Origin of the sequence: Photobacterium sp. Ph5, assembly GCF_022129445.1 — a bacterium.
Classification (GTDB): Bacteria; Pseudomonadota; Gammaproteobacteria; order Enterobacterales; family Vibrionaceae; genus Photobacterium.
Window position 1 is genome coordinate 1 of sequence record NZ_JADQAQ010000040.1, and the last position, 12,704, is coordinate 12,704.

At 35.5% G+C, this 12,704-nt stretch carries 9 protein-coding genes and 1 pseudogene; 7 read left to right on the top strand and 3 right to left on the bottom strand.

All coding sequences use genetic code 11. The features are described 5' to 3' along the window. Nucleotides 1-128: 128 nt before the first annotated feature. The 3 genes from I3259_RS14810 (at nt 129) to potE (ending at nt 5,617) form a co-directional block, all read left to right on the top strand. Nucleotides 129-1,631: a phosphoethanolamine transferase gene (locus I3259_RS14810; RefSeq protein WP_238030326.1), complete on the top strand. Its 1,503-nt coding sequence runs from the start codon at nt 129-131 to the stop codon at nt 1,629-1,631. A 431-nt stretch (nt 1,632-2,062) separates the two neighbouring features. Then, nucleotides 2,063-4,246 (top strand): ornithine decarboxylase SpeF, encoded by a 2,184-nt coding sequence (gene speF / locus I3259_RS14815; protein WP_238030327.1) that lies wholly within the window; start codon nt 2,063-2,065, stop codon nt 4,244-4,246. 60 nt (nt 4,247-4,306) lie between these two features. After that, complete coding sequence (gene potE, locus I3259_RS14820) at nt 4,307-5,617, top strand: putrescine-ornithine antiporter (RefSeq protein ID WP_238030328.1); 1,311 nt, start codon at nt 4,307-4,309, stop codon at nt 5,615-5,617. A 55-nt stretch (nt 5,618-5,672) separates the two neighbouring features. Here potE and I3259_RS14825 read toward each other — a convergent pair whose 3' ends face one another. After that, on the bottom strand, nt 5,673-6,116 hold the full coding sequence (locus I3259_RS14825) for a helix-turn-helix domain-containing protein (protein WP_238030329.1): 444 nt from the start codon (nt 6,114-6,116) through the stop codon (nt 5,673-5,675). A gap of 1,139 nt (nt 6,117-7,255) precedes the next feature. Between I3259_RS14825 and eptA the strand changes: the two genes are divergently transcribed. After that, entirely contained in the window at nt 7,256-8,890 is a 1,635-nt protein-coding gene (gene eptA, locus I3259_RS14830; RefSeq protein WP_238030330.1) for a phosphoethanolamine transferase EptA, read from the top strand. A gap of 43 nt (nt 8,891-8,933) precedes the next feature. Further along, nucleotides 8,934-9,293 carry a diacylglycerol kinase gene (locus I3259_RS14835; RefSeq protein ID WP_005366468.1) on the top strand — a complete coding sequence of 120 codons (360 nt, stop codon included), beginning with the start codon at nt 8,934-8,936 and terminating at the stop codon, nt 9,291-9,293. A 64-nt stretch (nt 9,294-9,357) separates the two neighbouring features. Here I3259_RS14835 and I3259_RS14840 read toward each other — a convergent pair. Beyond that, nucleotides 9,358-9,516 (bottom strand): annotated as a pseudogene (locus tag I3259_RS14840) (IS4 family transposase); the annotation flags it as partial. A 461-nt stretch (nt 9,517-9,977) separates the two neighbouring features. Between I3259_RS14840 and I3259_RS14845 the strand changes: the two are divergent. Further along, nucleotides 9,978-10,847, top strand: a complete 870-nt coding sequence (locus I3259_RS14845) for a glycerol kinase (protein ID WP_238030331.1) — start codon at nt 9,978-9,980, stop codon at nt 10,845-10,847. Nucleotides 10,848-11,014: 167 nt separating this feature from the next. Here the strand turns inward: I3259_RS14845 and I3259_RS14850 are convergent, their stop codons facing one another. After that, nucleotides 11,015-11,911, bottom strand: a complete 897-nt coding sequence (locus tag I3259_RS14850) for a LysR family transcriptional regulator ArgP (RefSeq protein ID WP_238030332.1) — start codon at nt 11,909-11,911, stop codon at nt 11,015-11,017. 163 nt (nt 11,912-12,074) lie between these two features. Here I3259_RS14850 and I3259_RS14855 point away from each other — a divergent pair, with 163 nt between their 5' ends. Next, nucleotides 12,075-12,704: a LysE/ArgO family amino acid transporter gene (locus I3259_RS14855; protein WP_238030333.1), complete on the top strand. Its 630-nt coding sequence runs from the start codon at nt 12,075-12,077 to the stop codon at nt 12,702-12,704.

A 12,704-nucleotide genomic window follows, 5' to 3' on the forward strand; every position in this document is an offset into this window, starting at 1 on the left:
AAGGATATGAGCTAGCTAAGTCTCTTGAACACAATGACTTGTGATCAAGAGACAGCGTTTAACGTGCCTTTTTCTTTTTTTTATATGTTAATATCGGTCACTTCGTTTTTAGAATATCGTGGCTTACCGTGAAACAAAAAATAATAATGTTTATAAAAAATAAGCATTTTATCTTCGATCTTATAATATCTTTTTTTCTTATAGTATTATCCACCACAGCTATGGGAGCAAAGCATCATAACTATTTGTTAACACTCTTGGTGTATTTTGTTGGCGTGATGATCCTTGCTGGATATAAGCGAGTTAAATACTATTTATTATTACCATTGTTTATTATAAGTTGGCTTTATTTACCTGTTGGTATGATTTATGGTTCACCGAATATTGGCTCTGTTGCATCACTATTAGATACTAATCAGCAAGAAGCATTAGAATTTATTTCTAATATTCCATCGGATATTATTCCATGGTCAGTCAGTTTATTTATTTTAATTATTGTCTTTTCATTTAAGAAAACATCTTATCAAATTAAGCATGATATTCCGTTAGTCATTGGTTTAGTATTACTCTATTTTTCACCTTATAACCATTTTTTTGTACGCGGCTATCAGTCAGTTACTGATTATTTTGTGCAAGAAAAAGCACTTGAGGCTGCTTTCTCGCATAAAGTCAGTTTGGATATTCAGCAGGTATCGCCGAAATATCAAAACTATATTGTTGTTATAGGTGAGAGTATGCGTCGTGATTATATGTCGTTGTATGGTTATCCTACACAAACAACACCGTATTTAGATAAAGCTAATGGGGTATTTTTAAATGGATATATTTCAACAGCACCAAATACAACAACGTCATTACCGCGCACACTTTCTTTGAGTCAAGGCCTAACGTTTGAGCCTAATATTAACTTTATTAATCTAGCAAATAGCGCAGGGTTTAAAACGTACTGGTTATCTAACCAAGGGAAAATAGGACGTTATGATACGCCCATTTCAAAATTTGCAATTTTAAGTAATGAAATGCACTTTTTGAAAAATGGTAGCTTTAATGGATCAATTAATTATCAAGATTCTGACTTATTACCATTATTTAAACAGGCTTTATTAGAACCAACGCAGCAGCATAAGTTGATTGTTGTTCATCTAATGGGATCACATGCTAAATTTTGTCGTAGGATAAAACATGATGATTATCATTTAAAATATAAACAATTATCTTGTTATTTATCAACATATCGAGAGTTTGATAATTTGATGAAAAAAATGGTGGGGTTATTAAATAGTCGTCAGCAATCATATTCATTACTTTATTTTTCAGACCACGGTTTAAGTGATAAACATAAAAAAGGTAAAGACGTATATTTGGTACACGGCGCAGATCACAAATCAAATTATGAAGTGCCATTCTTTATTCTATCAAGTGATAGTAAGCAACATGACATGTTGAATAAGCAAGTTAGTGCTTACCACTTTTTATCATTATTTTCTGACTGGACTGGCATTACATCAAAAAAAGTGACGCCATTATCCATTGAACAAATTAATGATAAAGATATAAAGGTATTTAATTATACAAATATGGTTGACTTTAATAAACTTGCTGAAGATCCTGCAGTTAAAATTAAAAGTTAACTATCAACGTTATGTCTCTCGAAAGTTGATTTGTAAGAAAGGCTAAGTGTATAGCACTTAGCCTTTCTTATATATTCTATTTAGTGTTTGCATAATTAAAATGAACTTAGAATCTATATTGATGTGCTGCTAAAGTAAAAATATATATTTCATTAAGGAATAGATTCAGATAAAGGATAATAAACATTCCATACTAACTATAACATCTTAACGTAATACAGCGTTTATCAGTGTCTTGATGTTTTTGTTAAATAGTTTTATCACCTTTGGTTCAGTAAAAATATTTTGTGATGTTGATAACAAAAACTTTTTTCGCGATGATTTTTTATTTCTTAAATAATACGTCATCACAAAAAAACGATCATTTATTCCATAATTAAATTTAATTGATAGTTTGATAATTACATTAGGTCGTTATTAAGGATGAATTAATGAAAAAATTATCTATAGCTATTAGTACTCATATTTCTGATGATTTCTTACCTATATCAGAAGCTCTAAGTAATAAGTTAAATAGGAAAGTAATTAAAATAGATAATGTTGCCTTAACTGATGTCTCTGTGGTTATTTTGACTAAAAATGATCTTGAAAATAATGTTCAAGAACAATTAGATAATACCGGGTATAATTTACCTATTTTCTTAATTGCTGATCGTGAGACAGAAATAGGTGCCGATGAGTATAAGGTACTCACAGGTGTTATTGATCTAAAGAAACAGTCTGTTGATTATTATGCACACCAAATAAATGAGGCAGGGATAAAATACGAGTCACGATTGTTACCCCCATTTTTTGCGAGGCTTACTGACTATGTTGACATGGGGAATGCTGAATTTGACTGCCCTGGACATCAAGGAGGGCAATTTTATCGTAAGCACCCTGCAGGTAAGCAGTTTTATGATTTCTTTGGCGAAAATCTTTTTCGTAGTGATCTCTGTAATGCTGATGTTGCGCTTGGCGACTTATTAATTCATGAAGGAGCTGCATGTCTGGCACAGCAGCACGCCGCGAAAGTATATAATGCCGATAAAACGTATTTTGTTTTAAATGGTACTTCCGCTTCAAATAAAGTGGTATGTAATGCATTGGTGACAGAAGATGATTTGGTTTTATTTGATCGAAATAACCACAAATCAAATCATCATGGTGCGTTAATTCAAGCGAGAGGTTTGCCTGTTTATGTAGAAACAGCGCGAAACCCATGGGGATTTATTGGCGGCATTGATGAGCATTGCTTTGACGAAGCTTATATACGCCAACAGATAGCAAAAGTAGATCCAGAAAGATCAATGGCTGAACGTCCATTCCGTTTAGCGGTTATTCAACTCGGTACTTATGACGGTACTATTTATAATGCACGTTTTGTTATGGATAAATTAGGTCATCTATGCGATTACATTTTATTTGATTCGGCATGGGTAGGGTATGAACAATTTATTCCAATGATGAAAGATTGCTCTCCATTATTGTTAGAACTCAATGAAAATGATGCAGGTGTCATTGTTACTCAATCAGTTCATAAGCAGCAGGCTGGTTTTTCCCAAACATCGCAGATCCATAAAAAAGACCGTCATATAAAAGGACAAGCGCGATACTGTAATCATAAACGTTTTAATAATGCGTTTATGATGCATGCGTCAACATCGCCATTTTATGCATTATTTGCAGCTTTAGATGTTAATGCTCAAATCCATGATGGTGATGCAGGGCGGCAATTATGGCGTAATGCAGTTGAAATAGGAATTAATGCACGTAAAGAAATTTTAAATAGTTGTGACATGATCCAACCCTTTATTCCAGCCGAAATTGAGGGGAAATTATGGCAGGAATATTCAACATCAGAGATAGCGACCAATAAAAAGTTCTTTATGTTTGAACCTCATGCGGCTTGGCATAAATTTGAGAACTATGGCGAAGGACAATATTTTGTTGATCCTTGTAAGTTGTTATTAACAACACCTGGGATTGCAGATGATGGTAGCTACGACAATTTCGGTATACCTGCAACGTTGCTTGCGAACTTCCTTCGTGAAAACGGCATTATTCCCGAAAAGTGTGATTTAAACTCAATCCTATTCTTATTAACGCCAGCTGATGATATGGGAAAAATACGGCAATTAGTGGCTCAGATTAATCGTTTTGAAAAATATGTAAAAGATGACGCGCCATTGGAAGTTGTATTACCGCATGTCTATGAGATGAATAAAGCGCGTTATCACGGCTACACACTTCGCCAGTTATGCCAAGAAATGCATGACATGTACAAACAGTTAAATGTGAAAGAGTTACAAAAGAGGATGTTCCGTTGTCAGCATTTTCCTGAAATGGTTTATAAGCCTGATATCGCAACGCAAAAGTACTTACGTGGTGAATGTGATTATGTTCCATTAAAACAAGCATTAGGTCGTGTTGCTGCTGAAGGAGCACTGCCTTATCCCCCAGGTATATTGTGCGTGATTATGGGAGAAATATGGACGGATGATGTTGTTAATTATTTCTTGTCATTAGAAGAAGGGATAAATCGTTTCCCTGGTTTCGCTCCTGAAATTCAAGGTGTTTATTTAGAAGATATAAATGGGCGGATAACAGCTCATTGTTATGTCATTAAAGATTAAACCTGAAATTTTGATCGCTCTATCAAAATGATAGGGCGATATTTTCCTCGGAGGAATTCTATGAGTGTTAATAATAAGAAAATGTCAGTTATTCAATTAACTGTGCTCACTTTTATTAATATGGCAGGCTCTGGCATTATTATGTTGCCATCGAAATTAGCGCAAGTAGGGACTATTTCTGTTCTTTCTTGGTTAATTACAGCGTTAGGTTCTTTAGCTTTAGCCTATGTATTTGCTAAATGTGGACGTTTTAGTAAACGTGAAGGTGGTATGAATGGTTATGCGTCTTATGCTTTTGGCAAATCAGGGGCATTCATGGCGGGGTGGACTTACGGTCTTTCGTTATTAATTGCGAATATTGCGATAGCAATTACGTGTGTTGGTTATGGTGCTGCATTTTTTAATGCCACGCTAACACCTTTAGAAACAGGGTTATATACCATTGCTATTCTTTGGCTGTGTACCTTAGCCAATTTTGGTGGAGCAAATATTACCGGTAAGATTGGTACTTTTACTGTATGGGGGGTGATTTTACCTGTTTGTTCTTTGGGTATTATTGGGTGGTTTTACTTTTCTCCAGAGATGTACGTAAGTGCGTGGAACCCACATCAACTGCCTTTTGGTGAGGCTGTCAGTGCTTCAATTGCGATGACATTATGGGCATTTCTTGGCTTAGAGTCAGCTTGTGCGAACTCAGATGCGGTGGAAAATCCAGAGAAGAACGTCCCAATTGCGGTATTAGGTGGAACATTAATTGCTGCTGTGGTTTATATTGTTTCAACAAATATCTGTTCAGGCATTGTTGCTAATGACATGTTAGCCAGCTCTTCTGCACCATTCTCAACAGTGTGGGCTGCTATGTTTGGTACGACTGCTGGTAAAGTTGTAGCTGGACTTGCTGTGTTAGCATGTGCAGGGTCATTATTAGGTTGGCAGTTTACAATAGCTTCTGTTTTTAAAGCATCTTCGGATGAGGGATTTTTCCCGCAACTATTCTCTGAGGTTGATCATCGAGGTACACCAATAAAAGGAATGGTTGCAATTACTATTATTCAGTCATTGCTATCATTAATGACTATTTCTCCAACGTTAAATGAACAATTTGAAGCTCTTGTTAATTTAGCTGTAGTAACGAATGTTATTCCTTATATTCTTTGCATGGCATCTATTTTTATTATTGAAAAAATTGCTCATGAAAATAAGCATGATATGCGTATTACAAATACCTTAGCCATAATAGGTACAGTGTACAGTTTCTATGCATTATATAGTTCAGGTTATGAAGCTATGATGTGGGGCTCTATGGTGACATTCCTTGGATGGTCTGCGTATGGTTTGATTGCTGAAAATCATGAAAAGTTAGTTAATTAATATTGTATAAACTAGTACTTATCGATGAGATAAGTACTAGTTTAATGAGTAATGGTTAATATAAGTTATGGTCAAGTTTCACTCCATAATTACTCCATAACATATATCTTTTAGCACTATTACTTGATGTGTACATAGTTTGATGACAATGAAGACACTCAACAAAATACATATTATTTTTTTCTTTCATAATATGTAAATGACGTCTATTACAGAGCTTACAAGATAAGCGTTGAACTTTTTGATTAACATCAATTCGTCTTGAAAATTTATTAACATCATTAGATTTTAAAATATCTAAAATGTTTTTTTTCATAGGATGATCTTTTAACATGTGGTTGATGGCTAATGAGTAGATATAAGGTATAGATACATTATTGTTTTCTATATTTGTTATTTTTGAAACTGATACACCTAAAAATCCAGCAAAATCTTTTTTGCTATATTCTAATAAGAATCTAGCAGCAATAAATTTTTCAGCTGTATTAATATCAAGCATTAAATATTCCTTTTTAAGTTCATTGTGGGGAGGATGAATATGACTATTTATCATACTGTTATTGCATGATCTCTTATGAGATCGGTATCATAAAATAATATTTATTCTTTATTATGGTCAGTTATATTCTGATATATGTTTTTTAATGGTTAATTTGGCTTATTAAAATAATGGTCATTGCTATGAATTTACAGTGGATGTGTTTATTTTTTGTTATATTTATTGTGGGAGTTATTATAGTATTGACTGATTCGAACGAACCTAATATTGGCGTAACTAATACACCTCAAGATCAAAAAAAGAGAGATAAAACCTAGTGAATAAGTATTAATTAATACTATAAAAAAACATTATAGAACCTCAATTTTATATACTGAAAAATAACTCATCAATATATAGGGCAGTTGTTTGAAAAATGCTTATCATCTTCATTATATGATCTTGGGGTAGACAAATATTGCTTGGAACTTAATGATAAAAAAGTAATAGCTAGAACAGTAAAACTGCTTATACCCGTCGTTAGAAAGGAAATTGACGCCAGATATGGTCACTTTTTAGTTCGTTATGCTGAATACCTTGATTTAGATAGAAAGCGGATGGTTTATAATTTGACACGGAGAAAAATGTATCATTAAGTGTATTTAATTACTTAACCATTTAAATTATAAAGCTATTTTACGTATATTTATCATTTAACGCTAATACAGGCTGTTACTGCTATGTATTAGCGTTTTTTTCCAATTAATCGCTATGTTTCATGGTAATGAGGTTAAGGCTATTTGGTCCTGATTTTTATATGAGTCAGCGTATAAACAGGTCTATACATTCATAATGAGCGCAAATGATATATTACTTAAACATTTTTTACTTAGGTATAGCTAAGATCATTCTTCTATATTTACTAAGGATAAAAGAAATATGTTTAGCGTTATGCTTAATCATTATGTGAATCTTTGTTTTCATTTAAAATGCCAATCAAAATGTATAGATATTAGTTGTTTGTATGTTTTTGGCTATATAATTCGCCGCCAAAATGGAATCAGTTCGCCAAGGCCGGCATAACGTATATCGTGAACATCTTCTATCATAGTTATGTTGACGCGATATCACTATGATAATTATTCTTGGGAATGGATATAATGAAACTTCGCTTAACCAGCGTATTATATACACTACTTGTCGCACTCTTTTTTACGGCAATACAGAATATTGCGCTATGGCAACACATTACAGCGCTTTTTGAGAGCCAGCCACCAAAGAGCATTATTTTTGCTGTTTCTATTCCTATTTTTATTTGTGCGGCACTAAATCTTATTTTCACACTGCTTATTTGGCCTCGTATTTATCGCATACTTATCCCATTACTGATTATTTTGTCATCATTGGCAACATATGGCATGTATAGCTATGGTGTGTTCTTTGATTACGGCATGATCGTTAATATTTTCGAGACGAACACAGGCGAAGCTGCCAGCTATTTATCTTTAGGTGGTGGGCTATGGTTACTTGCAATTGGTATTATTCCCGCGGTTCTCTTTACTACGATGAAGGTGCAATTCAAGCCATTTATTAAAGAGCTTGCATCTAAATTACTATCGATTGTGATTTCGTTGGTTGTGATCGGTATTATTGCGGCTGGCTATTATAAAGATTACGCTTCGTTAGTACGTAATCACTCAGAAATCAAAGCCCTAATTAATCCGACCAATTACTTATCAGCGACGTATCGTTATGCGCATTACCAGTTAATTGAAGCGAATATGCCATTTACCCATATTGGCACTGATGCTGTAGATAAACATGCGGCAATCACAGCAACAACCAATAAACCCAATGTGGTGGTAATGGTACTCGGTGAAGCATCACGTTCTATGAACTATTCATTAAATGGCTACACGCGTGATACCAATCCACAATTATCAACCCGTAATGTGATCAGTTTTCTTAATGTGAAATCCTGTGGTACGGCAACTGCCGCTTCAGTGCCTTGTATGTTTTCTGACATGACCAAAGCGAATTACGATCCAATTAAAGCACGCCATCAAGATGGTGTATTAGATGTCTTGCATCATGCAGGTGTTGAGGTGTTATGGAAAGATAATGATGGTGGATGTAAAGGGGCATGTGATCGCGTTAAGCATATTGAAATGAGTGCTGAGATTGATCCTAGCCTATGTCATAACGGCTCTTGTTATGATCAGATTTTACTTAAAGGCTTACAGCAATATATTGATGATGCTAAGCAAGATACGATGATTGTGTTACATATCATTGGTAGTCATGGACCAACGTATGACGATCGCTATCCGGCAAAATTTAAAGTGTTTACCCCTACTTGTGATACCAGTGATTTACAAGATTGTACCCAACAACAAGTGAAGAATACTTACGATAATACGATTGTGTATACCGATCATATTTTGAGTCAAGTTATTGATATGCTAAAGCAAGATGATCATCATGCTAATACCGCAATGTTCTATATGGCTGATCATGGTGAATCATTGGGTGAGGATGGCGTCTATTTACATGGCTTACCTTATGCTATTGCACCAAAAGAACAAACGACGGTACCACTGATATTATGGTTATCGCCTGAATACCAAAAAAGTCAGCATATTAATCGTGCATGCTTAGAGAAAGAAGCTACTACTGGGGGATATTCGCAGGATTACTTATTTCATTCATTACTTGGCATGATGGATGTTAAAACAAACGTTTATGATCCTAAGCTAGATATATTCTCACAATGTCGTAATATTAGCGCCCATTAAAGCAGTACTAGCTAATGATTAATAATAAGAGAGATAAACAACAATGAAACCGGGCGCAACAGGGATTACTCGTATAATTAATGCGGCAGGCTACTCGGCAAAAGGGCTTAAAGCTGCATGGATAAATGAAGCAGCCTTTCGTCAAGAATCAGTGCTATTGGTGGTGATGACTGCGATTAGCTTTTTCTTACCTGTAACGGGGTTAGAGCGAGTGATCATGATTGCTTCATTGTTATTAGTGATGATTGTTGAACTGGTTAACTCGGCAATTGAGGCGGTGGTTGATCGTATTGGGCCTGAGCATCATGAACTGAGCGGCCGAGCGAAAGACATTGGTTCTGCGGCGGTATTTGTTGCGATGGCTGTAGTTGTATTGGTATGGGGCGGTATCTTAATTAGTTAATTAAGTATAGCGATATAACGAAAACACCGAAAAAAGCCAGAGCTTAGCTCTTAATGCATGTGAATTAAGATAATTCACATATTCTTGAAGACCTAGTCGCATAGCGACTGGGCCTTTTCTTTACTGCTCTTGGATAGCTTCTTTCCTGCCTTTCAGGTAATACAAAACTTTCTGACATATCAATTATATACCTCAATATTTCAGGCTATCGACCAGCAGCAATTAGCTTTCTTACAGTTAGGGCAAGTATGGGGTAAATTTATAACGCCACCTGACATAGGTTACTCCTTAATATGGAAAATATATCTATATATTAAATCTAAAAAGAATCGTAATTTGTGACATTTAAGCTGTATTTAACAGTATGCATCTTCCACGAACTTCATCACCCGTACGCCCATTAAAGATGAACCAATCACCTAATTTTTAATAGAAAAATGATGAATAAATCACTTTTTAAGCTGTGGTTTGTATGTCGGCAGTATTAACAATCCACTCTTTGATGATTGCTGATGTTTTTAGCCGATAAAGCCTATTTCTTACAGTGTTTTGTTTAGAAATTTAGATATACGTCTGATTTTATAAAACATTTGGTTATCTTATACTTTGCAAGCGGTTTTTAGCTTATAAATCAGTATTATTGCCGTTAATATCATCAGATAACAGATAATAAGAGATCCTTATATGACTGCTAAAATTTCAACCTCACAGCTGGCTAAAGCACGTGGTATTGTCGCAAAAGAATTGTTTAATCAATTAGCCGAAGCTGGCTATATCATTCGTGATAACACCGAATGGCACTTAACGGAAGTGGGTAAAAACGCCCAAGGTGAATACAAACATTCGCCTAAGTTTGGGCAATATATAGTGTGGCCTGATTCATTAGAGATCGTTGAACAACCAGAATTTGATGGTAAAAAGCTATCTGCCACTCAAATCAGCAGCCATTTCAATTTAACCTCGCAGAAAATCAACCAAATTTTAGATGAGCTAGGTTGGATCAATAAAGCAGTCAAAGGTTGGAAAGTCAGTAACTCTGGACTTCGTCTTGGTGGTATTCAAAAAGAAGATTTTAGAACGGGCGTACCTTATGTGGTGTGGGATGACAGCGTATTAAAAAATAAGAGTCTCATACATTCCGTTAATGAAATTACAGGAGCCAATGCTGAAGCGAAAAGCACCGATAATTCGGTTTCAAATTTTCGTCAGAAGTTTGAAGCCAAACACCGTGCTGCAGACGGGCACTATGTGCGTTCAAAAGCTGAAATGTTGATTGATAACTGGCTGTATATGGCAGGCATCGTTCATGCGTATGAGAGAAAATTACCGATTGAAGAAGATCTGTACTGTGATTTTTATTTACCGACAGGCAAAGTGTATATTGAGTTTTGGGGATTAGAAGATGATCCTAAATACGCACACAGAAAGAAAATCAAACAAGATCTGTATAAAAAATATGGTTTTCATTTGATCGAATTAAATGATGATGATGTGCAAAATTTAGATGATGTACTGCCAAGGTTACTGCTTAAATTTGATATTAAAGCGTATTAAGAAGATAACGGGCAAGGATTTAACTCTAAGCGTTAGAACAACAACGCTTATCAGGGTAGGTTTTATCGAAGAAAAGTTAGTTCTTACATATTTTAAGATGGGACATTAAGTAAAGTGAGATAATGAATTTGCCCTCTACTCAAATAAGAGGGCTTTTTTGTGTTTAATTACTGTGGTAAATGACATTGCGCGTAATGAATGATTGCTTGTGATATTTCTTTTAATACGCCAGTTTCTAATTGCCAGTGATGCCAATAAATTCGGTTAGATAAGGAAAAATTTGGCGTAATGTTAACGAGCGTGCCTTTTTCTAATTCCTCGATGATCTGTAGTTTTGGGATTAAACAGTAGGAGACACCCGCAATGGCCATTTTGATAAAGGCTTCTGAGCTACTAATTTTATGATGGACGGTATTATCAAGATTCACATTAAAGTGTTCGGTAAGAAATTTCTGGTGTAAATCGTCAAATTGATCGTAAGAAACTGTTGGTGCTTTGGCTAGCGTTTGATTATTCACGCCTTTTTTGAAATATCGCTGAGTAAATTCAGGGCTTGCAACACAAACGTAATCAATATAACCCAAATAGTCGGCTCGGCAGGACGGGATAGGTTGTGATTCTAGGCTGATTGCGCCTGCGACTTCTCCGCTTTTCAATTTTTCAATGGATAGGTTTTCACCATAAATACTTAGTGAAATCTCAACTTGTTTCTGTTTCATTACCTCTTGTAGCGAAGGTAATAACCATGTCGCAAGGCTATCGGCGTTGGTAGCCAGTGAAAGTTGAATAGGGCGTGAGCTGGTATCGTTTTCTAACTCGGGCAATAATTCATGCTCAAGTAATCTAACACGGCGATATAACCCTAGTAGTTTTTTGCCAATTGCTGTGGGTTTAGGTGGTTGTTCACGGATCAGTACAGGCTGAGCCAGAAACTTTTCTAACTGTTTTACTCGTTGTGAAATTGCTGACTGTGAAATAAATAGGTATTCAGCGGCACGTTCAAAACTACCTTGATGAATAATCGCATCTAAGGCTTCAATCCATTTGTAATCTAACCCTCGCACTTAAGCTATCTCCTTGCCTGTTCGTCTCGTTACTCTATATGGGTAACACCGTGTTATAAGTATCTCTAATGTTATATTAAAATCATTAATTATACTTATCTATCTAAACCTTTTATCTTCTCGGCTCTTTACGAATAGTGTTGTGATGTTACTGAGGTGAGTGATGAGTTTTTGGATTTTATTACAGGGATTTGGCTTGGGTGCATCAATGATCATTCCTATTGGTGCACAGAATGCTTATGTACTCAATCAAGGTATAAAGCGTAATCACCATTTAACGACAGCGACGATTTGCAGTTTGCTAGATACGCTGTTTATTTCCTTAGGTATTTTTGGTGGCGGTGCCATTTTGGCGCAACATGACATGTTACTTACCTCTGTAACATTAGGCGGCATTGCGTTTTTAACCTTTTATGGTTTGTTGTCATTAAAAAGTGCGTTCAAAAAGCCAAATGCTGATGAACAAAATGGCGAAGTGGTTGCTCGCGGTCGTCGTGCTGTTATCTTAGGTGCATTGGCTGTGACGGTGTTAAATCCGCATTTATACCTTGATACCGTGGTGATCCTTGGTTCATTAGGTGGTCAGTTTGAAGGAAATGATCGTATTGCTTTTGCTGTTGGTACCATCATGGCATCGTTTGTCTGGTTCTATAGCCTGTCTTTAGGCGCGGCAAAGCTTGGGCCTGTTTTATCACAGCCAAAAGTGAAAAAAGGCATTGATCTATTAGTCGCAGCAATGATGTTTACTATTGCGATCATTCTTGCCAAAGAGTTGATGGGTAAGTATTGGTAA

Coding starts and splice junctions, on each gene's coding strand:
- eptA (WP_238030330.1), top strand. CDS start 7,256: ATGAAACTTCGCTTAACCAGCGTATTATATACACTACTTGTCGCACTC.
- speF (WP_238030327.1), top strand. CDS start 2,063: ATGAAAAAATTATCTATAGCTATTAGTACTCATATTTCTGATGATTTC.
- I3259_RS14825 (WP_238030329.1), bottom strand. CDS start 6,116: ATGCTTGATATTAATACAGCTGAAAAATTTATTGCTGCTAGATTCTTA.
- I3259_RS14835 (WP_005366468.1), top strand. CDS start 8,934: ATGAAACCGGGCGCAACAGGGATTACTCGTATAATTAATGCGGCAGGC.
- I3259_RS14845 (WP_238030331.1), top strand. CDS start 9,978: ATGACTGCTAAAATTTCAACCTCACAGCTGGCTAAAGCACGTGGTATT.
- potE (WP_238030328.1), top strand. CDS start 4,307: ATGAGTGTTAATAATAAGAAAATGTCAGTTATTCAATTAACTGTGCTC.
- I3259_RS14855 (WP_238030333.1), top strand. CDS start 12,075: ATGAGTTTTTGGATTTTATTACAGGGATTTGGCTTGGGTGCATCAATG.